21 protein-coding genes are annotated in these 25,721 nt (G+C 59.3%); 10 read left to right on the forward strand and 11 right to left on the reverse strand.

The window, feature by feature from the left end; genetic code table 11:
- Window positions 1–307 precede the first annotated feature (307 nt).
- The 3 genes from HFK74_RS17405 (at window position 308) to HFK74_RS17415 (ending at window position 3,004) form a co-directional block, all read left to right on the forward strand.
- Entirely contained in the window at window positions 308–1,744 is a 1,437-nt protein-coding gene (locus HFK74_RS17405; RefSeq protein WP_180204525.1) for a cytochrome ubiquinol oxidase subunit I, read from the forward strand.
- A gap of 3 nt (window positions 1,745–1,747) precedes the next feature.
- Window positions 1,748–2,755, forward strand: a complete 1,008-nt coding sequence (gene cydB / locus HFK74_RS17410) for a cytochrome d ubiquinol oxidase subunit II (protein WP_008066100.1) — start codon at window positions 1,748–1,750, stop codon at window positions 2,753–2,755.
- A gap of 81 nt (window positions 2,756–2,836) precedes the next feature.
- Window positions 2,837–3,004, forward strand: coding sequence for a DUF2474 domain-containing protein (locus tag HFK74_RS17415; RefSeq protein ID WP_081504875.1), 168 nt, complete (start codon window positions 2,837–2,839; stop codon window positions 3,002–3,004).
- Between the two features lie 75 nt (window positions 3,005–3,079).
- Here the strand turns inward: HFK74_RS17415 and HFK74_RS17420 are convergent, their stop codons facing one another.
- Together HFK74_RS17420 and HFK74_RS17425 are read right to left on the reverse strand one after the other, a co-directional pair.
- Window positions 3,080–4,204 (reverse strand): methyltransferase, encoded by a 1,125-nt coding sequence (locus HFK74_RS17420; protein ID WP_180204526.1) that lies wholly within the window; start codon window positions 4,202–4,204, stop codon window positions 3,080–3,082.
- A gap of 165 nt (window positions 4,205–4,369) precedes the next feature.
- A complete protein-coding gene (locus tag HFK74_RS17425; RefSeq protein ID WP_180204527.1) occupies window positions 4,370–5,104 on the reverse strand; it encodes a LuxR family transcriptional regulator in 735 nt (244 codons plus the stop codon).
- Between the two features lie 341 nt (window positions 5,105–5,445).
- Here HFK74_RS17425 and HFK74_RS17430 point away from each other — a divergent pair, with 341 nt between their 5' ends.
- The gene (locus tag HFK74_RS17430; RefSeq protein ID WP_180204528.1) at window positions 5,446–6,222 is read left to right on the forward strand and encodes a ferredoxin--NADP reductase; all 777 of its coding nucleotides are present in this window, start codon (window positions 5,446–5,448) and stop codon (window positions 6,220–6,222) included.
- A gap of 32 nt (window positions 6,223–6,254) precedes the next feature.
- On the opposite strand, the gene mscL is transcribed toward HFK74_RS17430, so the two are convergent.
- Window positions 6,255–6,668, reverse strand: coding sequence for a large-conductance mechanosensitive channel protein MscL (gene mscL / locus HFK74_RS17435; RefSeq protein WP_180204529.1), 414 nt, complete (start codon window positions 6,666–6,668; stop codon window positions 6,255–6,257).
- 613 nt (window positions 6,669–7,281) lie between these two features.
- Here mscL and radA point away from each other — a divergent pair.
- The gene (gene radA, locus HFK74_RS17440; protein WP_180204530.1) at window positions 7,282–8,649 is read left to right on the forward strand and encodes a DNA repair protein RadA; all 1,368 of its coding nucleotides are present in this window, start codon (window positions 7,282–7,284) and stop codon (window positions 8,647–8,649) included.
- A gap of 133 nt (window positions 8,650–8,782) precedes the next feature.
- On the opposite strand, the gene HFK74_RS17445 is transcribed toward radA, so the two are convergent.
- Entirely contained in the window at window positions 8,783–9,151 is a 369-nt protein-coding gene (locus tag HFK74_RS17445; protein WP_180204531.1) for a PilZ domain-containing protein, read from the reverse strand.
- A gap of 159 nt (window positions 9,152–9,310) precedes the next feature.
- Here HFK74_RS17445 and HFK74_RS17450 point away from each other — a divergent pair, with 159 nt between their 5' ends.
- The 3 genes from HFK74_RS17450 to yjiA all read left to right on the forward strand — a co-directional run bounded on the left by HFK74_RS17450 (window position 9,311) and on the right by yjiA (window position 12,682).
- Window positions 9,311–11,377, forward strand: coding sequence for a carbon starvation CstA family protein (locus HFK74_RS17450; RefSeq protein WP_180204532.1), 2,067 nt, complete (start codon window positions 9,311–9,313; stop codon window positions 11,375–11,377).
- Window positions 11,378–11,392: 15 nt separating this feature from the next.
- A complete protein-coding gene (locus tag HFK74_RS17455; RefSeq protein WP_008058222.1) occupies window positions 11,393–11,590 on the forward strand; it encodes a YbdD/YjiX family protein in 198 nt (65 codons plus the stop codon).
- Between the two features lie 120 nt (window positions 11,591–11,710).
- Window positions 11,711–12,682: a GTPase gene (yjiA, locus tag HFK74_RS17460; protein ID WP_180204533.1), complete on the forward strand. Its 972-nt coding sequence runs from the start codon at window positions 11,711–11,713 to the stop codon at window positions 12,680–12,682.
- Here yjiA and HFK74_RS17465 read toward each other — a convergent pair.
- The 5 genes from HFK74_RS17465 to HFK74_RS17485 all read right to left on the reverse strand — a co-directional run bounded on the left by HFK74_RS17465 (window position 12,679) and on the right by HFK74_RS17485 (window position 21,142).
- Complete coding sequence (locus tag HFK74_RS17465; protein ID WP_180204534.1) at window positions 12,679–13,368, reverse strand: GntR family transcriptional regulator; 690 nt, start codon at window positions 13,366–13,368, stop codon at window positions 12,679–12,681. The two genes, yjiA and HFK74_RS17465, sit on opposite strands and share 4 nt — an antisense overlap.
- A 25-nt stretch (window positions 13,369–13,393) precedes the next feature.
- Window positions 13,394–14,098, reverse strand: coding sequence for a FadR/GntR family transcriptional regulator (locus HFK74_RS17470; RefSeq protein ID WP_180204535.1), 705 nt, complete (start codon window positions 14,096–14,098; stop codon window positions 13,394–13,396).
- 66 nt (window positions 14,099–14,164) lie between these two features.
- Window positions 14,165–15,478, reverse strand: coding sequence for a C4-dicarboxylate transporter DctA (locus HFK74_RS17475; RefSeq protein WP_008058234.1), 1,314 nt, complete (start codon window positions 15,476–15,478; stop codon window positions 14,165–14,167).
- A gap of 341 nt (window positions 15,479–15,819) precedes the next feature.
- A complete protein-coding gene (glyA, locus tag HFK74_RS17480) occupies window positions 15,820–17,073 on the reverse strand; it encodes a serine hydroxymethyltransferase (RefSeq protein WP_180204536.1) in 1,254 nt (417 codons plus the stop codon).
- 220 nt (window positions 17,074–17,293) lie between these two features.
- Complete coding sequence (locus HFK74_RS17485) at window positions 17,294–21,142, reverse strand: bifunctional diguanylate cyclase/phosphodiesterase (protein WP_218953722.1); 3,849 nt, start codon at window positions 21,140–21,142, stop codon at window positions 17,294–17,296.
- A 285-nt stretch (window positions 21,143–21,427) separates the two neighbouring features.
- On the opposite strand from HFK74_RS17485, the gene ettA reads away from it, so the two are divergent.
- Both ettA and gdhA read left to right on the forward strand, forming a co-directional pair.
- A complete protein-coding gene (ettA, locus tag HFK74_RS17490; protein WP_180204537.1) occupies window positions 21,428–23,092 on the forward strand; it encodes an energy-dependent translational throttle protein EttA in 1,665 nt (554 codons plus the stop codon).
- 344 nt (window positions 23,093–23,436) lie between these two features.
- Entirely contained in the window at window positions 23,437–24,774 is a 1,338-nt protein-coding gene (gene gdhA / locus HFK74_RS17495; protein ID WP_180204538.1) for an NADP-specific glutamate dehydrogenase, read from the forward strand.
- Here the strand turns inward: gdhA and HFK74_RS17500 are convergent.
- Both HFK74_RS17500 and HFK74_RS17505 read right to left on the reverse strand, forming a co-directional pair.
- Window positions 24,771–25,265: a GreA/GreB family elongation factor gene (locus HFK74_RS17500; RefSeq protein ID WP_180204539.1), complete on the reverse strand. Its 495-nt coding sequence runs from the start codon at window positions 25,263–25,265 to the stop codon at window positions 24,771–24,773. The two genes, gdhA and HFK74_RS17500, sit on opposite strands and share 4 nt — an antisense overlap.
- A gap of 70 nt (window positions 25,266–25,335) precedes the next feature.
- On the reverse strand, window positions 25,336–25,692 hold the full coding sequence (locus HFK74_RS17505; RefSeq protein ID WP_180204540.1) for a hypothetical protein: 357 nt from the start codon (window positions 25,690–25,692) through the stop codon (window positions 25,336–25,338).
- Between the last annotated feature and the right edge of the window lie 29 nt (window positions 25,693–25,721).

The raw sequence follows: 25,721 nt of genomic DNA on the forward strand, positions 1-25,721 counted from the left end.
TTCACTGACTGTTTGCCCGGTGCCCCTCGGGAATTCATTTCAACCTGTGACTAAAGCCGTGAGGCAACTTGTCACGCGGCAAACGACCACGCGGGTCATCCCTGCAAATGGGACTACTCTTTCATCGTTGCTTGATCCAGATCAAAACCCACAAAAGGAATTGATCCGGCGGCCGGTTGGCCAGACTCCCTGCGTTGTGATGCGTGCAAAAAAAAGAACAAACAGAGATTCGCCACACTCCATATCCGTGGGGGCCGTGGGTGCAGGCTTCCAGCCCGCAGCCGTACTACCTGACAGAGGAAGACTTATGTTCGGTTTAGAGGCACTTGATCTCGCCCGAATTCAGTTCGCGTTCACTATCTCGTTTCACATCCTGTTTCCAGCCATCACCATCGGCCTGGCGAGTTACCTGGCGGTACTCGAAGGCTTGTGGCTGAAAACCCATAACGACACCTACCGAGACCTCTACCATTTCTGGTCGAAGATCTTCGCCGTCAACTTCGGCATGGGTGTGGTCTCCGGACTGGTCATGGCCTATCAGTTCGGCACCAACTGGAGCCGCTTTTCGGACTTCGCAGGTTCCGTAACCGGGCCGCTGCTGACCTATGAAGTACTCACGGCATTCTTCCTTGAAGCCGGTTTCCTCGGCGTGATGTTGTTCGGCTGGAACAAGGTCGGGCGCGGCTTGCACTTCTTCGCCACCGTCATGGTCGCCATCGGCACGTTGATCTCGACCTTCTGGATTCTTGCCTCCAACAGTTGGATGCAGACCCCGCAGGGCTTCGAAATCGTCAACGGCCAGGTCATACCAACCGACTGGCTGGCGGTAATCTTCAACCCGTCGTTCCCTTATCGCCTGATGCACATGGCCACGGCGGCGTTCGTCGCAACAGCATTCTTCGTCGGTTCCTCGGCGGCCTGGCATTTGCTGCGCGGCAAGGACAATCCGGCAATCCGCAAGATGCTGTCCATGGCGATGTGGATGGCGCTGATCGTCGCGCCGATCCAGGCGGTCATCGGTGACTTCCACGGCCTCAACACGCTTGAACATCAACCAGCAAAAATCGCCGCGATCGAAGGCCACTGGGAAAATCATGGTGACGAGGCGACTCCGCTGATCCTGTTCGGCTGGCCGGACATGAAGGAAGAGAAGACCAAGTTCGCCGTCGAGATTCCGTACCTGGGCAGCCTGATCCTGACCCACTCGCTGGACAAGCAGGTGCCGGCGCTCAAGGAGTTCCCGCCCGAAGACCGGCCGAATTCGACCATTGTGTTCTGGTCCTTCCGGATCATGGTCGGCCTGGGCTTCCTGATGATCTTCACCGGTCTGTGGAGCCTGTGGCTGCGTAAACGCGACACGCTCTACACCTCGCGGCCGTTCCTGTACTTGGCGTTGTGGATGGGGCCGTCCGGCCTGATCGCGATTCTGGCGGGCTGGTTCACCACTGAGATCGGCCGTCAGCCCTGGGTGGTCTACGGGCTGATGCGCACGGCGGACGCGTCCTCCAACCATAGCGTGATGCAGATGAGCATCACCCTGATCCTGTTCGTCGTGGTGTATTTCGCCCTGTTCGGTGCCGGCCTCGGCTACATGATGCGCCTGGTGCGCAAGGGGCCGAAGATCGACGAAGGCAAGGAAACCAACGACGGTGGTCCCGGGCAGAAACGCACGCCGGCACGTCCGCTCTCCGCAGCCGACGACGATCATGCCGATGCCGACCACATCGTGACCAAGGAGATTTGAATCATGGGTATTGATCTTCCGCTGATCTGGGCCGTGATCATCATCTTCGGCATCATGATGTACGTGGTCATGGATGGGTTTGACCTGGGTATTGGCATTCTTTTCCCGTTCATTCCCGGCAAGACCGACCGCGACGTGATGATGAACACCGTCGCGCCGGTCTGGGACGGCAACGAAACCTGGCTGGTACTGGGTGGTGCGGCATTGTTCGGGGCTTTCCCGCTGGCCTATTCGGTGGTGCTCTCGGCGTTGTATCTGCCGCTGATTTTCATGCTGATCGGGCTGATTTTCCGCGGCGTGGCGTTCGAGTTCCGCTTCAAGGCCAAGGATGACAAGCGTCACCTGTGGGACAAGGCGTTCATCGGTGGTTCGATTGCCGCAACGTTCTTCCAGGGCGTGGCGCTGGGGGCGTTCATTGATGGCTTGCCGGTGGTCGATCGGCAGTTTGCCGGTGGCTCGCTGGATTGGCTGACACCCTTCACCCTGTTCTGCGGTGCGGCGCTGGTGGTGGCGTATGCGCTACTGGGATGTACCTGGCTGATCATGAAGACCGAAGGCAAGTTGCAGGAACAGATGCACGACCTGGCGCGACCCTTGGCGTTCGTGTTGTTGGCGGTGATTGGTATCGTCAGCATCTGGACCCCTCTGGCCCACGCCGAGATCGCCGCCCGCTGGTTCACCTTGCCGAACCTGTTCTGGTTCCTGCCCGTGCCGATCCTGGTACTGGTGACGCTCTATGGCCTGATCCGCGCCGTGGCCCGCAACGCGCACTACACGCCATTTTTGCTGACACTGGTGCTGATTTTCCTCGGTTACAGCGGCCTGGGGATCAGCCTGTGGCCCAACATCGTGCCGCCGTCGATCTCGATCTGGGACGCTGCCGCGCCGCCGCAGAGCCAGGGCTTCATGCTGGTGGGCACGCTGTTCATCATCCCGTTCATCCTGGGTTACACCTTCTGGAGCTATTACGTGTTCCGCGGCAAGGTTACCCATGAAGACGGTTACCACTAGAGCACGCATCAAACCTGAAGGAGCAAAGCTTGCTCGCGATGGCGTCTTCACAGGCGCCATTTTTCCCAGGAGTACTAAGAAATGTCCGGTAAACACTCCCTGCACGACATTGAAGAAGCCGAAAAAAAGCCGCTGTGGCAGCGGCTCGGCTGGTTGGCCATGATCTGGGCTGGCAGCGTCGGTGCGCTGTTCATCGTGGCCAGCCTGATGCGGATGTTCATGAACGCCGCAGGCCTGAGCACTCACTGAAACAATCGACATTCCATCGCGCAGCCTCCGGGCGTGAAATAAAAAACCCTCCAGCTGGAGGGTTTTTCTTGCGCGTTACTTGCGCGCCTTGAGGATCACGAATTTCGGGGTGGCCGCCACTTGCTCGACCCCGCGGAACAACCGCGCCAACTTGCTGTGATAGCCCAAATGACGGTTGCCGACGATGTACAGCGCACCGCCCACCACCAGTGCCTCCCGGGCTTGCTGGAACATCCGCCAGGCGAGGAAGTCGCCGACGACCTGTTGTTGGTGAAACGGTGGATTGCAGAGCACCACGTCCAGTGACTGGGGTTCCTGTCCGGCCAAACCATCGCCGGCCCGCACGATCACCTCCCGTTCACCCAGCGCGGCGCGCCAGTTTTCGGCGGCCGATTGCACCGCCATGAAGGATTCATCTACCAGCGTGTAGCGGGCCTCGGGGTTCTGCAGGGCACTGGCGATGGCCAGCACGCCGTTACCGCAACCCAGATCGGCGACCCTGGCGCTGCCAAGGTTCTTCGGCAGGTGCGGCAGGAAGGCTCGCGTGCCGATGTCCAGGCCTTCACGGCAGAACACGTTGGCGTGATTGAGCAGTTCGATCGCTGGTTCATCAAGTCGATAGCGGGTCGGGTAGGGCGACACGACGGGGGCCTTGGCTTGAGCCGTGGCGATCAGCAGACGGGCTTTCTTTACCGCCAGCGAGGCCTGCACCGGGCCGATATAGCGCTCAAGCAGATCGCCGGCCGCGCGCGGCAGGTGCTTGATCATTGCCCCGGCAATCACCTGGGCGCCGGGTGTCAATTGGCCTTGCAGGCGGATCAGTTGTTCTTCCAGTAATGCCAGTGTCTTCGGCACCCGGACCAGTACCCGGTCGAACGGACCCGTGAAGGGTTCGCTGGCCGGTACGTGGTGCACGGCATCAAATGCCTGGCCATTACGGACCAGGTTCTTTTCCAGCCCCTGCAAGGCCAGGAACGAATCGCCGCTGCTGGTCACATTGACCTTCCCTGCCAGGCTGACGGCCAGCGCGCCAAAACTGTCGTTCAGCACCAGCACCCGGGTACTCGCCGGGGGCAGCTGTTCAGCCAGGTGATTGAGCAAGTACTCATCTGCAGCATCAAAGGCTTGCAGCGGTTCGTTCTGCTGTTCGGGCTGGCGGACCAGGTCGAGCTGGGCGAATGGGGTTTCGAGCAAGGGCATCGGGCAGGGGGCTCTGAATGGTGTACGAGGATGCTCCGCGGCCTTGGGGCGTTGTTGCGGGCGGGACCGTCCGAGTGAACTGCGGCATGATGTTTAACACGTCATCACTCAAGGGCGATGCAAATGGTACGTTTTTTTCTTTTGGATTACTCGCAGGTTTTTTGATCAGCGTAGAGGGTCGCTGCTGAGATAACCGGCCTTGGCCGCGGCAATGACTGCCGAAATCTTGTTGTTGACGCCCAGTTTTGCAATCGCACTGCACACATGGAAATTGATGGTGCGTGCACTGAGATTGAGAATCCTGGCGCTCTCGTAGGCCGTCTTGCCATCGGCTGCGAGCTTCAGCACGGCGATTTCCCGCAGCGACAACTGCGCCGCAGCCGATTTTTTGGGTGGGGGGCTTGGAAGTGATTGTGCGGCCAGTGCATGCAGATGCCGTCCCATAAAGACGGAAAAGCCGAGATTCTCGTACAGCTCAAACGCACTGATTGGACAATGGCTCCTGGCCAGGCTCAGGATGCTGCACAGACCGTTATCATCGTCCTGCACCGATTGCGACCAGCCATGCTGAATTCCTTGCTGGCCAAGCGCCTCCCACATTGAGGGGACCTTGGAAAACAGCTCTTCACTCCAAAGAACAGGCAGCATGGTTTGATTGCAATGAGCCACTATTGGGTCGATGTCACTGAATTTTTTTTGTTCGTACTCGGTGTTCCAGCTTGCAGGATAATTGTTGAGTTTCAGCGTGTTTTCTTGCCCCGATATGGTTTGGTAAGTAGCTGAAAATTCGAAAAATTTATATCCGATATTTTTTGCGAAACGCAGCGATACCTGATAAGCAGTGTCGATCTCCTTTGCGCTGGCTAACTCTCTGAGTTGCGACTCCTTCCACCTTTCCATCTTCGAGCTCCCACGTTTATTACATCTGGGGGTGTATGGATCCAATGTCCAGTACGCACGGATTGTAGGATGTTTCATACATGGTGGTGAGATTTTTTTGTTTTGTTTGAATTTCTTAATTAGGTTTATGGTTCTAATGTGGTTGAGTTCAAAAGATATATTAGATGTCGAGGTTAATGTGATTGCCTGCACCTTATTGTATTAACCAGACGGTTAAATATGCATTTGGTCTTTGGGAATATTATGCATTCAACAACGTTTTCCTAAAGACATTACAAATCGCCGGTGTTTATGGGAACCGCTTTGCGAGACACTGCGGTCATGCGTTGAAGGAGCATCCGATGACCGCCAGTGAAGAGAAATTTACCCGTCAAACCTTGCTCGACGTCCAGCCGTTGACGCCGAACCTGTTCACCCTGCGCGCTACGCGGGACGTAGGTTTTCGCTTTCGCGCAGGACAATTCGCCCGGTTGGGCGTAGTCAAGGCAGACGGCAGTACGGTGTGGCGCGCCTATTCCATGGTGTCTTCACCCTACGACGAGTTTCTCGAGTTCTTTTCCATCGTCGTACCCGGCGGCGAATTCACCAGCGAGCTCAGCCGGCTGGGCGTTGGCGACACGCTGCTGGTCGATCGGCAGGCGTTTGGCTACCTGACACTCGACCGCTTCGTCGACGGGCGTGACCTGTGGCTGTTATCCACCGGTACAGGTCTGGCGCCGTTTCTATCGATCCTGCAGGACTTCGAGGTGTGGGAAAAATTCGAGCGAATCATCCTGGTGTACAGCGTCCGGGAGACCAGGGAGCTGGCTTATCAGGCACTGATCGCAGGCTTGGCGCAGCGTGATTACTTGCAGGAATTTGCCCACAAATTGCAGCTGATCAACACAGTGACCCGCGAGCGGCACCCGGGAGCGCTGAACGGACGGATCACCACTTTGATTGAAAACGGCGAACTGGAGCGGGCGGCCGGCGTGGCGCTGACGCCAGAGCATTCGCGGGTGATGTTGTGCGGTAACCCGCAAATGATTGATGACACCCGCAAATTGCTCAAGCAGCGCGACATGCACTTGAGCCTCAGCCGGCGGCCCGGTCAGGTGGCGGTGGAGAACTTCTGGTAAAAAAAAACGGCGCCTTAAGGGCGCCGTTTGATTCAGGGGCGGTTGTTCTGGGCCTTGAGCAGGTCGCGAATCTCACCGAGCAACTCTTCTTCCTTGGTCGGAACCGGCGGCAGGGTGGGGGCGACGGCTTCTTCGCGCTTGAGCCGGTTGATGGCCTTGACGCCCATGAAGATCGCGAAGGCGACGATGACGAAGTCAATCAGGGTCTGGATGAACTTACCGTACGCCAGGACCACTGCCGGGACATCGCCTTGGGCGGCCTTGAGCGTAATGGCCAGGTCACTGAAGTCCACGCCACCGATCAGCAAGCCGATGGGGGGCATGATCACATCGCCGACGAACGACGTCACGATCTTGCCGAACGCCGCGCCGATGATGATACCGACGGCCATGTCGATCACATTGCCTTTGACCGCGAAGGCCTTGAACTCGTTTAACACGCCCATAGGTCATTTCCTTGTTACAGATGAGGTTGGTGAACGCAGTGTAATTCAGCAAATCGCATCCTGCTCGAAACGACTGCGTGCGGGGTCCGCCTGCAAAGGACCGAACCTGTGGCAAAAAGTTTACAAAATGCCACTTCTCCATGGGACATTGTTTTGCAACTGGCCTCTCGGCGCCTGGCAATCTGGCGAGTGGTCGGCAATGGGTTGTAATGTGTGATTTGAATTTTTCGACGCCTTTCAGCTGGGTGTCTTGGTTTTTAGATCGGCGTGTCCATTTTATAACCAGCTCGATCGGCGTCGAGGCAAGTAGTTATATTCGCATGGCGTTTTTCAAGGTGTAATTGTTGTACATCTTGAAAGTTCATGGTTAATGTTTGTACAGATTTTTCTCTGTGATTGTTGGGGGGGTCAGAAGTTTTGGGTGGGTGTGTATAAGTAATTCGTGATTTGTTTAAATGTTGTGCCTGTTGTTTATAGGTGTGTGTTTGAGTTCTGTCGAACAAGATTTGAAGTATTCAGATGTAACTATCCATTTGAGATTGCCGGACATCAATCGCAACGGACCCAGGCAGCTGACCTGAGCTATCATCGCGTTTTTTTGCCGGGAGTTCAGATGGCCAAGGCCAAGCGCATGTACGGCTGCACCGAGTGCGGCTCAACCTTTCCCAAATGGGCCGGGCAATGTGGCGAATGCGGCGCCTGGAACACCCTCACCGAAACCATGGTGGAAAGTGGCGGGGCAGCGGCGCCCAGCGGTCGCACCGGCTGGACCGGCCAGCAGGCGCAAATCAAGACCCTGGCTGAAGTCAGTGTCGAGGAAGTCCCGCGTTTCTCCACCGCTTCCAGTGAGCTCGACCGGGTGCTGGGGGGGGGCTTGGTGGATGGCTCGGTGGTGCTGATCGGCGGTGATCCCGGCATCGGCAAGTCCACCATTCTGTTGCAAACCTTGTGCAATCTCGCCAAGAGCATGCCGGCGCTGTATGTCACGGGTGAAGAGTCGCAACAGCAGGTGGCCATGCGAGCCCGACGCCTGGGACTGCCACAGGATCAGCTGCGGGTCATGACCGAAACCTGCATTGAAACCATCATTGCTACCGCCCGGCTGGAAAAGCCCCGGGTCATGGTCATCGACTCGATCCAGACGATTTTCACCGAGCAACTGCAATCGGCACCGGGCGGTGTGTCTCAGGTTCGCGAAAGTGCGGCACTGCTGGTGCGTTACGCCAAGCAGAGTGGCACCGCGATTTTCCTGGTGGGGCACGTGACCAAGGAGGGCGCCCTGGCAGGGCCTCGAGTGCTGGAGCACATGGTCGACACCGTGCTGTATTTTGAAGGCGAATCGGATGGGCGCCTGCGCCTGTTGCGGGCGGTAAAAAACCGTTTCGGTGCGGTCAACGAACTGGGCGTGTTCGGGATGACCGACAAGGGCCTCAAAGAAGTCTCCAATCCTTCGGCAATTTTTCTGACCCGTGCCCAGGAAGAAGTCCCGGGCAGCGTGGTCATGGCGACATGGGAAGGCACGCGGCCGATGCTGGTGGAGGTCCAGGCGCTGGTGGATGACAGTCATCTGGCCAATCCGCGCCGGGTAACCCTGGGCCTGGATCAGAACCGGCTGGCAATGTTGTTGGCCGTCCTGCACCGGCACGGCGGTATACCCACCCACGATCAGGACGTGTTTCTCAACGTGGTCGGTGGGGTGAAGGTACTGGAAACGGCCTCTGACCTGGCTTTGATGGCAGCCGTCATGTCCAGTTTGCGTAATCGGCCGCTGCCCCATGATCTGCTGGTGTTCGGCGAGGTCGGTCTGTCCGGCGAAGTGCGACCGGTGCCAAGCGGTCAGGAGCGCCTGAAGGAAGCGGCCAAGCATGGTTTCAAACGTGCCATCGTGCCCAAGGGCAATGCACCGAAAGAGGCGCCGCCGGGTTTGCAGATCATCGCTGTCACCCGCCTGGAACAGGCCCTCGACGCTCTCTTCGAATAACGCAAATCCTTGTAGGAGCGAGCCTGCTCCGGGCGGCGTTCCGACGATGGTCGTCAACGAAAACGCTGGGAGCCTGACACTCCACAGCGTTCTCGAGTCCATCGCGAGCAGGCTCGCTCCTACAGGGGGGGATTCAGACTTCGATCAGGGCACCCAATTCCCGCTCAAGCTCCTGTGGATCACCCAGATTGAATTCAATCAGCCGGCGCAGGCGCTCAATGGACTCCAGGCTGATATGCCTGCACACGAAACCCAATTGTCCATGGTCTTCATGGGTCAACTGCACATCCATTGCGATGTCGATTTCGTCGCTCAGATGGATGTCGACAAAAAAATCCTGCTGCGAGTTGCCAAGCCACGGTTCCGGTCGCTCGATCAGCAAGCCCTTGAGCGACAGATCGATCAGCTTCACCGGCCAGAGGAACTCTCCCTGGCCCAGTTCGGTTCTGGCATCGAACGCAATACGTTTGAAGCGGCGACGTTCGGCAGGGTGCTCGCTCATGGCACGGTCCTCGGAAATGTACGCTGACTATAGACTGGCATTGCAAAAGGCTGCCAGCGCCGCCAGGTGTCTAGACCAATGTCGGGTATGGCCTTTGCTGTCAGGCGAGCTAAACTCGAGGTGGCTGTCTTTCTTGTCCACTCTGGCTGGAATAATAAAATGAAAAATAATAATAGCCCGCTACGCCACTTACCCTGGCTGTTGCTGGCAATCGTTGGGGCGTGCGCCCTGGGCGTAGTGGCACTGCGCCGAGGTGAGGCGATCAACGCTTTGTGGATTGTGGTCGCTGCCGTGGCCATCTATCTGGTGGCGTATCGTTACTACAGTCTGTTCATCGCCAATAATGTCATGCAACTCGATGCGCGACGGGCTACCCCCGCGGTGCTCAACAATGACGGTCTGGATTATGTCCCGACCAACAAGCATATCCTCTTCGGTCACCATTTCGCGGCTATCGCTGGCGCGGGGCCACTGGTCGGCCCGGTCCTGGCGGCGCAGATGGGCTACCTGCCCGGCACGCTGTGGCTGATTGCCGGGGTGGTGCTGGCCGGTGCGGTGCAGGACTTCATGGTCCTGTTCATGTCCACCCGCCGCAACGGCCGCTCTCTGGGCGACATGGTCCGTGAGGAAATGGGCCGCATTCCCGGCACCATCGCGCTGTTTGGCTGCTTCCTGATCATGATCATCATCCTGGCCGTGCTGGCGCTGATCGTGGTGAAGGCCCTGGCCGAGAGCCCGTGGGGGATCTTCACGGTGATGGCGACCATCCCGATCGCGATGTTCATGGGCATCTACATGCGCTACATCCGCCCGGGTCGCATCGGTGAAATTTCGGTGATCGGCGTACTGCTGCTGCTGGGGTCGATCTGGCTCGGCGGGCAGATTGCCGCTGATCCGGTTTGGGCCAAGGCCTTTACCTTCACTGGCGTGCAAATTACCTGGATGCTGATTGGTTACGGTTTCGTGGCAGCCTCGTTGCCAGTGTGGCTGATCCTGGCACCGCGTGATTACCTCTCCACCTTCCTGAAAATCGGCACCATCGTGGCCCTGGCGATCGGCATCCTTATCACCATGCCTGAGCTGAAAATGCCGGCCCTGACCCAATTCGTCGACGGCACGGGCCCGGTGTGGAAGGGCGGTCTGTTCCCGTTCCTGTTCATCACCATCGCCTGTGGCGCGGTGTCCGGTTTCCATGCACTGATTTCTTCCGGCACCACGCCGAAGCTGCTCGATAACGAAGTCAACGCCCGTTACATCGGCTACGGCGGCATGCTGATGGAGTCCTTCGTGGCGATCATGGCCATGGTGGCGGCCTCGGTGATCGAGCCAGGCGTTTACTTCGCGATGAACAGCCCGGCCGCCGTGGTCGGCGGTGATGTGGTGGCGGTGGCGACCGCGGTCAGCAACTGGGGCTTTGCGATTACCCCTGAAGCGCTGCAAGCGGTGGCTCACGATATCGGTGAAACCACCATCCTGGCCCGTGCCGGCGGTGCGCCGACCCTGGCCGTAGGTATCGCGCAGATCCTGCACAGTGTGCTGCCGGGTGAAAACACCATGGCGTTCTGGTACCACTTCGCGATCCTGTTCGAAGCACTGTTCATCCTGACCGCAGTGGACGCCGGTACCCGTGCCGGGCGTTTCATGCTGCAGGACTTGCTCGGCTCCTTCGTGCCGGCGCTGAAACGTACCGAGTCCTGGGCTGCCAACTTCCTCGCCACCGCCGGTTGCGTGGCCATGTGGGGCTGGTTGCTGTATCAGGGCGTGATCGATCCGCTGGGTGGCATCAACACCCTGTGGCCGCTGTTCGGTATCTCCAACCAGATGCTGGCCGGTATCGCGCTGATGCTCGGCACGGTGGTGCTGATCAAGATGAAACGCCAGCGTTATGTCTGGGTCACCATGCTGCCTGCCGTGTGGCTGCTGATCTGCACCACCACCGCCGGCTTCATCAAGCTGTTCGACGCCAACCCGGCCATTGGCTTCCTGTCGCTGGCGAAAAAATACAGCGATGCCCTGGCCAACGGTCAGATCCTCGCCCCGGCCAAGGACATCACGCAAATGCAGCACGTGATCTTCAACGCCTACACCAACGCTACGCTGACCGCGCTGTTCCTGTTCGTGGTGTTTAGCATCCTGTTCTACGCGCTCAAGGTCGGTATTGCCGCCTGGGGCAAAAAAGAGCGCACGGATAAAGAATCGCCCTTCCAGGCGCTGCCGGATGCGTAACCAGAGGATTGCAGCATGTTCAATGACCTGAGTCGCCTCGGTAAGTACCTCGGTCAGGCCGCGCGCCTGATGGTCGGCATGCCCGATTACGACAACTACGTCGAGCACATGCAAAGCAAGCACCCGGACAAACCGGTGATGAGCTACGAGGCGTTCTTTCGCGAACGCCAGGAGGCACGTTACGGTGGCAAGGGTGGGCCGAAGTGCTGTTGATGCACCACGTCTAGGCAACACACTACTGTAGGAGCCGGCTTGCCGGCGAAAGCGATCTTGAGGACGCCTTCGCCGGCAAGCCGGCTCCTACAGTTTTATCAGCACATAGGAGATTTCGTTTTGCTCACTCCAATCCCGGTCACGATCCTCAGCGGCTTTCTCGGCGCAGGTAAAACCACCTTGCTGCGCTACCTGCTCAAAGCCGAGCACGGTCTGAAAATCGCCGTGATCGAAAACGAATTCAGCGACGCCGGCATCGACACCCAGCTGTTGGGCGATGAGCCGGTGCAAGTGATGACGCTGTCCAACGGCTGCGTCTGTTGCACCATCCACACTGACTTGACCAAGGCCCTGTACCTGCTGCTCGAGCGCCTCGACAGCGGTGACATCGCCTTCGACCGCCTGGTGATCGAATGCACCGGCCTCGCCGATCCGGCTCCGGTGGCACAAACCTTCTTCATCGACGAGGAGCTGCGCGAGCGCTACATCCTCGATGGCATCATCACCCTGGTGGACGCGGCACACGCCGAACAGCACCTGACCCAGACCATCGCCCAGGCGCAGATCGGTTTCGCCGACCGCTTGCTGGTGAGCAAGCGCGATCTGGTGGACGAACCTGCGTTCACGGCGTTGAGCGAGCGCCTGACCCGTATCAATCGTCGTGCACCGATCCGCGTGGTCGACCACGGCAAGATCGACCTGGCCGAACTACTCGACGTGCGTGGGTTCAATCTCAACGCCGATCTGGGCGGCGGCGTGAGTTTGCGCCCAGTGAGCCAGGCCCCGTCCATCGACCGAATTTCCAGCCTGGTGCTGCGCACCGAAAAACCGCTGGATATCGACAAGCTCAGCGAGTTCATGAACGAACTGCTGGAGGAGCACGGCAAGCATTTGCTGCGCTACAAAGGCGTATTGAACATCCTCGGCGAGCCGCGCCGCATGGTGTTTCAGGGTGTGCTGAAGCTTTACGGTTTTGACTGGGACACCGAGTGGGCGGCCGATGAAACCCGTGAAAGCGTGATCGTGTTCATTGCCGATGATTTGCCGCAGGAAAAGATTCGCCAAGGGTTCGCGCGAGTGGCGGCGAGCTAACCGGCGATACGCTTCTGATTGGAGTGCGGTTGAGCGTTCAGCAAGACCGCCTCCAGATGATCCAGGTGCTGGTTCAGTAACGTCACCGCCTTCGCGACATTCCTTCGCGTTAGCGCGTCCACTATTTGCTCGTGCAGCTGCCAAGCGCAATAGTCATCCAAGGCAGCGTCAAACTGCGCAATCGCCAATGAGGTCAGAGGTACCAGGCTGCCGAGAAAATGCGCCAACGGTGCATTGCCCGCCATTTCTGCCAGCTGCAGGTGAAACTCTCCCGACAAGCGAATCGCCTGACCACGCTCGGTGCATTGGCGCTCGCTATCGACAAGTGCCCGCAGTCGCTCCAAGGCAAGCGGGCAGGGGCGCTGGCAGGCCAACCGCACCAGCATGAGCTCGGTCAGTCGCCTGGCATGCAACGCCTGCCGGGTTTGCTCGGCATTCAGCTCAGCGACGCGAGGTCGATGGTTGGCCCGAAGGACAATGACCTGCTGGTGGGACAGCCGCGTCAGCACGTCACGCATGGCGCTGCGTCGAGAGCCAAACATCTGCGCCAGGCTTTCTTCGGTAAAGCGACTGGCCGAATGGATGCGCTGTTCGAGAATGGCGTTGAAGACCCGCGAGTACAGATCATCCGCCGCCTGTGGAAAGGGCAGGGTGTTAAGCGCTTGTGGTGAAACGAAGCTGTTCATGGCCTGTCTCCGGTTCGATGAAGGTTCAACTGCCGAGGTTGTCTTCCGGGATGTTCAGTTCGATGCCCATCCGCTGTCCTTCGCGAAGAATGTGCCGGCGCATCTCGGCGCTGGCCTGGGCGCTGTTCTTGCTACGGATCGCGCGCACCACGGCTTCGTTTTCTTCAAGGCGTTCAGCCAGGTGTTCCGGGGAGTTGCGCAATACGTCGGCGCTCTGCTTGAGGGCATTGCTGGTCTGCTGGACCACGCTCTGGAAAATCGGATTCGACGTCAGCGTGAACAGCTCTTCATGGAACGCGATGTAGGCATTCACGCCGGCCTCACTGTCGTTGGCTTCCAGGGCTTCGCGCATGTCCATCAGGGTCAGGCGCAGTTGCCCGACTTCCTTGCTGCTGATGGACTGCGCCACGAGGCCGACGATGAACGGTTCAAGGGTGTAGCGCAGTTGCAGGACGTCTTCCAGGCTCGCCCCGGCCACTGCGCTGTCGTGGCTTTGGCTGTCGCTGAGATTCGCGTCCAGCACCACCACGCCTTTGCCCGGCATGGAACGCACCAGGCCGAGGGTTTCCAGCACGGTCACCGCTTCACGCAGGCTCGGGCGGCTAATACCCAGTTGCTCGGCCAATTCACGTTGCCCCGGGAGCATTTCACCGGAGCGCCACTGACCGCGGGCCAGAGCGGCCCGCAGTTTTTCTACGACTGAATTTACGACGGTCGACGAGGTAATCACTGTTCGCTCCATGAGCATCCATAGCGTTGTTGGCCGTGCCTGCCCGTAGGCAGGCACGGCGTTTGTTCAAAATTCCTGCTGATGGGCCGGGGCCACAGGTTTTCTCGGCTGGAAGGTATAACCCACCTGGCCGGACAGTACCTTGTTCGCCCGTTGCACATCGATGTCCTTTTCCCATCGGGCGATGGCCACGGTCGCCACGCAATTGCCGATCAGGTTGGTCAGCGCCCGGCCGATGCCCATGAACCAGTCCACCGCCAGCACCAGCACCAGGCCCACCACCGGAATCGCCGGAATCGCCGTCAGGGTGGCTGCCAGAATGACCAGCGCCGAACCCGGAATACCGTGCGCGCCCTTGGAGGTAATCAACGACACCAGCAGAATCGTCAGCAGGTCGGTCATCGCCAGTGGCGTGCCGGTAGCATTGGCGATGAACACAATGGCCAGGGTCAGGTAGATCGAGAAACCATCGAGGTTGAATGAGTACCCGGTTGGAATCACCAGCCCGACCGTCGAGCTGCCGATGCCCAAATGCTCAAGCTTGCGCATGATTTGTGGCAGCACGGCATCGGACGAAGCGGTACCCATGACGATCAGCAACTCTTCGCGCAGGTACTTGAGCAGCGGCCACATCCGCAGGCCGGACAGGCGCATCACCAGGCCGAGAATCAGCGCAACGAAGGCCACGCAGGTCAGGTAGAACAAACCGACCAGGCTGCCCAGGTGCTGCAGCGAGTCCAGGCCATATTTGCTGGTGGTGAAGGCGATTGCGCCGAACACACCGATCGGCGCCAGGCGCACGATCATGCCCATGATGCGGAAGATGACGTGGCTGAGCTCATTGATCAGGCGCGAGATACCGGAGGCGGCTTCGCCCACCAAGTTCAGCGCACTGCCGAACAGCACCGAAAACAGCAGCACTTGCAGGATATTGTTGTCTGCAAAGGCACCTATTACCGAGGTCGGGATCAGGTCCATCAGGAACTGCGTGGTGGTGTGCATGTGCTGGCTGCGTTGGGCGATATCGCCCATGTCTGCGGCGGAAAGCTGATCCAGATGAATGTTCGCGCCGCTGCCGATGCCGGTACTGAAGGCGAACACCAGCCCGATCACCAGGGCAATGGTGGTGAGGATTTCAAAGTAGATCACTGATTTCAGGCCGATGCGGCCGACCTTCTTCAGGTCGCCGGCACCGCTGATGCCGCTGACCACTACGCAGAACACAATCAGGCCGATGAGCATTTTGATCAGCTTGATAAAACCGTCACCAAGCGGTTTGAGCTGAGCGGAGTATTCGGGAAGGGTCAGCCCGCAGACGATGCCGAGCACCAGTCCGAGAACCACTTGGAGGAAGATTGAACGCGAGCACCATCTGAGCATGGGAGGAATCCTGGTCGGTGTCCTGGCTGCCGTGCGCGTCGCGCATCAGATTCAGGACTTAATTATTGTGGTCTTACCGGTATGTCCAGTGCAGGCGCAGTCTACGCTGAGTTTTTTCGGGATTACAAGTGAAAATCTAAAAATTGGCATGACCGGTCTGACCAGTAATGCTGGTCCTGTAGGAGCTGGCTTGCCAGCGAAGGCTTCCGAAAGGCCGGTGCAATCTCAAAGACCGCCTTCGCCGGCAATCCGGTTCCCACCAAATGGATGTATTCAAAATGCAGACGAAAAAAAACCGGCCATCGCTGACCGGTTTTTTTGCTGCGATCTAGCGGGGCTGATTAAGCGCCGTACACCGGCAGCTTCTTGCAGATGGCCTTGACCTTCTCACGAACGGCATCGATCACCGCTTCGTTGTTCAGGTCTGCCAGGATGTCGCAGATCCAGCCGGCCAGTTCCTTGCACTCTGCTTCCTTGAAGCCGCGAGTGGTCACAGCCGGAGTGCCGAAGCGCAGGCCGGAGGTGACGAACGGGGAGCGTGGGTCGTTTGGCACGGAGTTCTTGTTCACGGTGATAAACGCCTTGCCCAGGGCGGCGTCGGCATCTTTACCGGAGATTTCCTGCTTGATCAGCGACAGCAGGAACAGGTGGTTTTCAGTACCGCCGGAAACCACGTCGAAACCGCGCTCGATGAATACGCTGGCCATGGCCTGGGCGTTTTTCACCACTTGTTGCTGGTAAGCCTTGAACTCAGGCTGCAGAGCTTCCTTGAAGCAGATCGCTTTAGCAGCGATCACGTGCTCCAGCGGGCCGCCTTGGGCGCCCGGGAATACCGCGGAGTTCAGCTTCTTCTCGATGTCGGCGTTGGCGCGAGCCAGGATCAGGCCGCCACGTGGACCGCGCAGGGTCTTGTGGGTGGTGGTGGTCACCACGTCAGCGAATGGCACCGGGTTCGGGTAGACGCCAGCGGCGACCAGACCGGCCACGTGGGCCATGTCGACGAACAGGTAGGCGCCTACCTTGTCAGCGATTGCGCGGAAACGCGGGAAGTCGAGGATCTGCGAGTAGGCGGAGAAACCGGCCACGATCATTTTCGGCTTGTGCTCAACGGCCAGGCGCTCGACTTCGTCGTAGTCGATCAGGCCATTGGCGTCGATGCCGTACTGGATGGCGTTGTACAGCTTGCCGGAGGACGAAACGCTGGCACCGTGGGTCAGGTGACCGCCGTGGGCCAGGCTCATGCCCAGGATGGTGTCGCCAGCCGACAGCAGGGCCAGGTAAACGGCGCTGTTGGCTTGCGAACCGGCGTGCGGCTGAACGTTGGCGTAGTCGGCACCGAACAGCTCTTTGGCGCGGTCGATAGCCAGCTGCTCGACGATGTCTACGTACTCGCAACCACCGTAGTAGCGCTTGCCCGGATAGCCTTCGGCGTACTTGTTGGTCAGTACCGAGCCTTGAGCTTCCATCACCGCAGGGCTGGTGTAGTTTTCCGAAGCGATCAGCTCAATGTGCTCTTCCTGGCGCTGAGCTTCTTGCTCCATGGCGGCAAAGAGATCGGCGTCGTACTTGGCAATAGTCAAATCACGGCTGAACATGGCGGTCCTCAAGGATCGGGGGCGGAAAAGGGGGGCATTCTACCCCATCGGGTTTTGGAAGGCATATGAAAGGACATCATGTCGCAGACAAGTGGGCTTCATGAGGGGATTAGCGGTGATCGTGCGGGCCTCTTCGCGGGCAAGCCTCGCTCCTACAGACCGTATGGACCGTAGGAGCGAGGCTTGCCCGCGAAGGCGTCATGGCAGGCGCCGCAGAGGCTCAGTCGAACATGAACAGGGCATCATTGCTGAATTGCCCTTCAAACGTGTGGGCCGGCATCGGACGGCCGAACAGGTAACCCTGGACCTCGTCGCAACCGTGTTCCCTGAGGAAATCAAGTTGCTCCTGGGTTTCCACACCCTCGGCGATAACCGCCAGGTTGAGGCTGTGGGCCATGGCGATGATCGCCCGGGCGATCTGTGCATCCTGTTCACCCGATGGCAGGCCATCGACGAAGGTGCGGTCGATTTTCAGTACGTCGATCGGAAACTGCTTGAGGTAGTTGAGCGATGAGTAGCCCGTGCCGAAGTCGTCGACCGCGATGCTCAGGCCCAGGTTTTTCAACCCGGCGAGAATCTGCATGGCTTCGCTGACTTCGCGCATCAGGATACTTTCGGTCAGCTCCAGCTCAAGGCACGCCGGTGGCAGGCCGGTGTCCCTCAGGATGGTGGCAATCCGCGTGCCGAGCTGGCCGTCGGAGAACTGCCGGGCGGAGATGTTCACCGACACCTTCGGCACGCGCACCTTGGCCTGATGCCAGGCCTTGAGCTGACGGGAGGCTTCGCTGATCACCCAGTCGCCGACATCCACCACCAGGCCCAGCTCTTCGAGCACCGGGATGAAGTCCCCCGGCGGTACCAGGCCACGACGCGGATGACGCCAGCGCAGCAAGGCTTCGGCGCCGGTCAGGCGTTTGCCATCGCCGCTGAACTGCGGTTGGTAATACAGCACGAATTCGTTTTGTTCCAGGGCATGGCGCAAGTCGCTTTCCAGTTCCAGGCGCTCCAGGGCGCTGGCGTTCATGTCCGCCTGATAGAACTGGAAGTTGTTCTTGCCGCGCTCCTTGGCGTGGTACATCGCGGTATCGGCGTTCTTCATCAACTGGCTGAGCTCATTGCCGTCCTGCGGGCTCAAGGCGATGCCGATACTGGCCGTGACGAAGAACTCGCGACCTTCGAGTACGAAGGGTTTGACCAAGCTGGCGAGGATCTGCTCAGCCACGTGAATCGCCCGGGTCAAGGCAATTTCACGGTTGGCCCGCGGTTGCAGGAGCAAGGTGAATTCATCGCCGCCCATGCGCGCGACCGTGTCGTCGTCGTCGACGCAACCGAGCAGGCGCGTGGCCATTTCCTTGAGCATGCGATCACCGGCGGCATGGCCCAGGGAATCGTTGATCGGTTTGAAGCGGTCCAGGTCGAGGAACATCAACACCACCCAGGACTTCTGTCGTTCAGCCGCTTGCAGCGCCGTGTGCAGGCGATCCTGGAACAGTGTGCGGTTGGGCAGGTGGGTCAGGGCGTCGTAGTAGGCCAGGCGGTGAATCCGTTGCTCACTGGCCTTGCGTTCGCTGATGTCGCTGAAGAAACACACGTAACTGGCCAGGTCGCCTTCGTCGTCCAGTACCGCGGTAATACCGACCCAGGCCGGATAATGTTCGCCATTGCGCCGCCGCAGCCACACTTCGCCCTCCCAGGTGCTGTGCTGGTTCAGCTGCTTGAGCACGTAGCGCAAATGGGCTTCCTGCTGCTCGTCGACGGTGAGCATGTTCGGCAACTGGTCGAGTACCTGTTCCACGGCATAACCGCTGACCCGGCTGAAGGCTTCGTTGGCCTGGACGATATAGCCGGCCGGGTCGGTGATGAGGATCGCCGAGGTCGAGTGTTCGAATACCGTGGCGGCCATTCGCAGGTCTTTTTCGGCCCGGCGTTGCTGGCTGATGTCGCGACCGACCCCCAGCACGCCTTCGAACGTGCCGTGTTCGTCCCATACCAGCACCAGTCGCAGTTCGATGGGAATCTTGCGTCCGTCGGCGCGCAGGCAGTCGAACAGGAACAGCTGGGTTTGCACCTGGCTGCGTAACAGGGCCAGCTGTTCGGGTTTATCCAGCGCTTTGCTGACGCGATCCATCAGTTGGTAGATGCCACTCAACTGTTGCGGATTGGCAATGGTCGATTGCCAGCCGTTCTGGAAAATCCATTCGACTTCGTAGCCCAGCACCGCCTGCACCGAAGGGCTGACATAGTTGAGTGCCATGCGGCTGTCGGTGGAAATGATCACGTCGCTGATGCTTTCGGCGAGCATGCGGTAGCGCTGCTCGCTGTCGCGCAGCGACTCACTGGCCTCGATCTGCTCGGTAACGTCCTTGGCCACACCGATGATGCGGGTGACCTGGTCATGCTTGTCCCGTGCCAGTGCCTGCTCGCGAATGTCGAAACGCCGCCATTGCCCGTCACGGTGGCGGAAGCGCAACTGGCACTGCATCAACTGGCTGTAACCGCCTTGCCGTTGGCTCTGGCGCGAGCGGTGGTAGTAGTCGGCATCGTCGGGGTGCAGGAGGATTTCCCAGAAGTACTCGCCCATCTGCTGCAGTTCGGTGCGGTTGTAGCCCAGCGTCTGGCCCAGGTGGTGGTTGCTGAAGATCATTCGCTGGCTGATCACGTCTTGCACGTACAGGTGATCGGGCACGGTCCGCACGACGTCGGACCAGAAACCTTCGCGCTCCTGCTGCGACAACTCGATGAGCTTGCGGCTGGTGATATCGGTGATGCTCAGGATCACCGCCTTGAAGTCATCAGGGTTTTGCGGCAAGCGCAACACCAGCCACAAGTGTTGGTCACGTCCCGTGGCATCCTGGAGTTTGATTTCCAGCTCAAGCTGTTGCTGTTGCCTGTGCACCGCTTGGAGTACCTGATTGCCAATGGCGCTGCCCTCCACGGGGTTGCCATCGATCAGCAGTCTCCAGACTTGATCACAGGTATTGACGTTGAGCAGTTGCAGGGCGACCTGGTTGACCTCGGTAACGCGTAGCTCCTGCAACAACTGCCGGCGTTGTTCCGGGGCTGCGAGCCATGCTTGCAGCTGCTCGTCGCGCAGCAGTTGGGCCTTGTCGAATACGCTTCGCAGGCCGGACATGTCGAGTACGCACAGGGCCACGCCGGAGCCTTCGAAGATTTCCTGGTAGCGTCGGCGACCTTCGTGCAGCTGTCGCTGGCGACGGCGCATGTTCAGCAGGACGATGAACGGCAGCATGGAAAAGGCCAGGCATAGCAGGCATTTGCCGATGAACGCCGGCAGCAGTTCCTCGAGCACTCGCTGGCGATCGAACAGTCCACGTAACTGCCAGTCGCTGCTGCTCAGTGCAACGGTCAGTACGCTGTTGGCCACATCGTCCTGGGTCAAGGTGCCGGGATTGACCTGTGGCAGCGCCTCGTCGCGGCTGATGATCTGGTGATTGAGGCGATTTTCCACCAGCCACAGCGGGGCAGTGCCCGTATCGTTCAGCTTGGTCAGTGAGGCGAAAAACGTCGGCTTGAAGCGCAAGGCCCAATAGCCACGATTGCTGCCGCTGGCTTGATGCAGCAGCAAATACACCCGCGAGCCGTCGATGGCATTGCTGTAATAGTGGGGTTGGGAGCGACTGCGTCGCACCAGATCCCCCAGATAGTCGGCATCGTCGCGGGTGCCGGCTGTGTCGCTGATAATTCTTCCAGAGGGGCTGAGCAGTGCCAGGCTTAGCAGGTCGGGCAAGGACTTCTGCACCTTGCGCAGCAAGTCCTGCAGCTCGTCATCACTTTGCGGCTGCTCGACGATCGGCAGCAGGTTGAGGGCGATCTGGGCGTTGAGCGCCATGTTCAGGCTGACTTGTGCGGCCTGGTCGGCGGTGTGGTCGATGGTGGCCTGGCGTTGGCTTTTCTGGGTTTCCCGCAGCTGATCGAAGAGTTGCCAGAACAACAGGGCGAGCAGCAGCAACACGAGTATCGCCAAAGCGCCCTTGAGCGTGCCGCGCATGGGCGATCCGGGTGCAACAGTCGGTGCACGGGTGATCAGGGACGGAGGGACACTGGGCAAACTGTAATCCTGCGGTTTGGCTGGACTGGCGCGACGTGCACTATAAGCCGGACGCCCGAAGGGCGGCTAGCATGCCTTGAGTTGTGGCGAAGTGCCAGTCCCACTCGGCTGGACTGCCATCGGTCATTAAGGTAGCTTTGCCGGTTACGCGGGAGCGTTCCAGCTCCTAGAATCAGACTTTTTTCAGCGCCTGCGCATTGGCTTCGCCAAGCGTACGACGCGCATGGTCTGGCCGGGCATCGCCTGCGCTCTATTCATTCATCAGTCACTGACCCTAGGTTCTCCATGGCTCAATACGTATTCACCATGCATCGGCTGGGCAAAGTTGTTCCGCCGAAGCGGGAAATCCTGAAAAACATCTCCTTGTCGTTCTTTCCGGGCGCCAAGATCGGCGTACTCGGCCTTAACGGTTCGGGTAAGTCCACCCTGCTGAAAATCATGGCGGGCGTCGACACCGAGTTCGACGGTGAAGCCCGTCCGATGCCGGACCTGAACATCGGCTACCTGCCGCAAGAACCACAGCTGGACCCGACCAAGACCGTGCGTGAAGTGGTCGAGGAAGCGGTCAGCGTGATCAAGGACGCCCAGGCGCGCCTGGACGAGGTCTACGCGGCCTACGCCGACCCGGATGCCGACTTTGACAAGCTGGCTGCCGAACAGGCCAAGCTCGAAGCCATCCTGCAAGCCAGCGATGGCCACAACCTGGAGCGCCAGCTGGAAGTCGCCGCCGATGCGCTGCGTCTGCCGGCCTGGGATGCCAAGGTTGAAGTCCTCTCCGGTGGTGAAAAACGTCGTGTGGCCCTGTGCCGCCTGCTGCTGTCCGCACCGGACATGCTGCTGCTCGACGAACCGACCAACCACCTGGACGCCGACTCCGTTGCATGGCTTGAGCACTTCCTGCACGACTTCCCGGGCACCGTGGTCGCGATCACGCACGACCGTTACTTCCTGGACAACGTCGCTGGCTGGATCCTGGAACTCGACCGCGGCGCGGGCATTCCTTACGAGGGCAACTATTCGGGTTGGCTGGAAGCCAAGTCCGATCGTCTGGCCCAGGAATCCAAGCAACAGTCGGCTCACGAAAAAGCCATGAAGGAAGAACTGGAGTGGGTGCGCAAAGGCGCCAAGGCCCGCCAGTCGAAATCCAAGGCTCGTCTGCAACGCTTCGAAGAAATGCAATCGCAGGAATTCCAGAAGCGCAGCGAAACCAACGAGATCTACATCCCGGCCGGTCCACGCCTGGGCGACAAGGTCATCGAATTCAAGAACGTCACCAAGGGCTACGGCGATCGCGTGCTGATCGACAACCTGTCGTTCTCCATGCCTAAAGGCGCCATCGTCGGCGTGATCGGCGGTAACGGTGCCGGTAAGTCGACCCTGTTCCGCATGCTGATGGGCAAGGAAACTCCGGATTCGGGCAGCATCGAAGTCGGCGAAACCGTGCAACTGGCTTGCGTGGACCAGAGCCGTGAAGACCTGGACGGCAGCAAGACCGTGTTCCAGCAGATCTCCGACGGTTCCGACCAGATCCGCATCGGCAACTACGAGATCCCGTCGCGTACCTACGTCGGTCGCTTCAACTTCAAGGGCGGCGACCAGCAGAAGTTCGTCAAGGACCTGTCCGGTGGTGAGCGTGGTCGCTTGCACCTGGCCCTGACCCTGAAAGAGGGCGGCAACGTCCTGCTGCTCGACGAACCGTCCAACGACCTCGACGTCGAAACCCTGCGTTCCCTGGAAGAAGCGCTGCTCGACTTCCCGGGCGCCGCCATTGTGATCTCTCACGATCGGTGGTTCCTTGACCGCGTCGCGACTCACATCCTGGCGTACGAAGATGACTCGCAAGCAGTGTTCTTCGAAGGCAACTACACCGAGTACGAAGCCGATCGCAAAAAACGTCTCGGCGAAGCCGCTGCCCAGCCGCACCGGGTACGCCACAAGAAACTGGCCTGATCTCTGGTTGGTTGCATGAAAAAACGGAGCCTTCGGGCTCCGTTTTTTTTTTGCGTGGGGTTTCGCTGATGTAGGAGCGGTGCTTGCCCGCGAACCAGACGCCTCGGTATATCAGTTGCACTGCGTTATCGTTCTTCGCGGGCAAGCCTCGCTCCTACAGGGTGCAAGGTCTGATTTGTAAATCCCTTTTTAGGTGCAGAAGTAGCCGATAATCGGACTGAATTTATATCCAGCGCACCATTTAATTTCATAAAGGCGACATTCTGCTCTATTCCTGTGCGCGATTCGTTTGTTAAAGTCCGGCCCAATTTCTTCCAACGACAATAATTTGCCGAGACTTTTCCATGATCGAATCCGTCGAGTCCTTCCTTGCCCGCCTGAAAAAACGCGACCCGGACCAGCCTGAATTCCACCAGGCAGTCGAAGAGGTGCTGCGTAGCCTGTGGCCCTTTCTCGAAGCCAACCCGCACTACCTGACCTCGGGCATCCTGGAGCGCATTTGCGAGCCCGAGCGAGCCGTGGTGTTCCGCGTGTCCTGGGTCGACGATCACGGCAAGGTGCAGGTCAATCGCGGTTTCCGTATCCAGATGAACAGCGCCATCGGCCCGTACAAGGGCGGTCTGCGCTTCCATCCGTCGGTGAATCTGGGCGTGTTGAAGTTCCTCGCCTTCGAGCAAACCTTCAAGAACTCGCTGACGTCGTTGCCCATGGGTGGCGGCAAGGGTGGTTCGGACTTCGACCCCAAAGGCAAAAGCGACGCCGAAGTCATGCGCTTCTGCCAGGCTTTCATGAGCGAGCTGTATCGCCACATCGGCGCCGACGTTGACGTGCCGGCCGGTGACATCGGTGTTGGTGCCCGCGAGATCGGCTTCCTGTTCGGCCAGTACAAGCGCCTGAGCAACCAGTTCACCAGCGTGTTGACCGGCAAGGGACCGAGCTACGGCGGCAGCCTGATTCGCCCTGAGGCCACCGGTTTCGGTTGCGTGTACTTCGCCGAGGAAATGCTCAAGCGTCGCGGTGAAACCGTCGAAGGCAAGCGCGTGGCGATCTCGGGTTCCGGCAACGTTGCGCAATACGCCGCGCGTAAGGTCATGGACCTGGGCGGCAAAGTGATTTCGCTGTCTGACTCCGAAGGCACGCTGTACTGCGAAAGCGGGCTGACCGAGGAGCAATGGCAAGCCGTGCTCGAACTGAAAAACGTCCAGCGCGGACGCATCAGCGAACTGGCGGGTCGTTTTGGCCTGGAGTTCCTGGCTGGCCAGCACCCATGGGGACTCAGCTGCGACATCGCGCTGCCGTGCGCCACGCAAAACGAACTGGATACCGATGCGGCACGTGCGTTGCTGCGCAATGGCTGCATCTGCGTGGCGGAAGGCGCGAACATGCCAACTACCCTCGAAGCCGTGGACCTGTTTATCGACGCCGGCATCCTGTTCGCTCCGGGCAAGGCCTCCAATGCCGGCGGTGTTGCCGTCAGCGGTCTGGAGATGTCGCAGAACGCCATGCGCCTGCTATGGACCGGTGGTGAGGTGGACAGCAAGCTGCACGCCATCATGCAGTCGATCCATCACGCCTGCGTGCATTACGGTGAGGAGAATGGCCAGGTTAACTACGTCAAGGGCGCGAACATCGCCGGCTTCGTCAAGGTCGCCGACGCCATGCTGGCCCAGGGCGTGGTTTAAGCCGGTTCGATACGGATGATCTCGATCAACTGATCACCAGCCGGGCGTTGCCACAGCACCTCGTCACCGAGTTGCGCCCCGAGCAACGCCCGACCCAGCGGCGATCCCCAATTGATCAGGCCTTTGGTCGCGACGGCCTGGTCTTCACCGACCAGCTGCACACGGTGCTCGGTGCCGTTTTCATCCGCATAGGTGACCCAACTGCCGATCTGGACTTTCCTGGTTGAGGTCGCGGACGGCACCACCTGGGCACTTTGCAGGCGTTGATGGAAGTAGCGCAAATCGCGCTCAAGGTTGACCAACAGCTGCTTGTCAGCCTGATCGCCAAGGGCTGATTGTTGGTTGTGCAGCGCCTGCAACTCGGCGACCTTCTCCTGCAGCAAGACAAGGCCGGCGGGTGTGACGTAGTTGGGCTGCGCACTGACCTGCCGTTCGACCGGCTGATCGGTTTGCGCGGCGGCGTTATCTTCGTTGACGAAGGCGCGACTCATGGTTTCCTCCCGTTATAGGGTTTGGGCCATGGTTGCAGGGTTTTGGCTTCGCTGGCTATCTGTAAGCGACCTATTGCGAGCGATAGGCACGGGCGGCGTCTTGATCCTTTTGCCGTTGCCAGGCTTCATCGCGCTCGTCCCAATGACTGTTGCGATAGCTCTCGCGGTCCTGGCTTTCGCGCATGGCCTGACACTGACGGAAACCATCACTCCAGCCTTCGGCGTAATTCTTGTCCTTCAGGTAGCGCGGGACGTTCTTGCGAAACTCGCCGGTGATAGCTCCGGCGGCCTGGCGACCACTGCTGCAACCATCATCGAACCCATCGGCGAACGCTGGTGGATAACCCTTGGCGATCAGATCTTCGTGGGTTGTCTGGCAACCTGCGATCAACAGCAACAAACTAAACACACCTGCGCAACGCCACATCTCGGACTCCCGGGCCGCAATACGGCCTA

The sequence above is a fragment of the Pseudomonas sp. SbOxS1 genome (genome assembly GCF_013416725.1).
Classification (GTDB): Bacteria; Pseudomonadota; Gammaproteobacteria; order Pseudomonadales; family Pseudomonadaceae; genus Aquipseudomonas.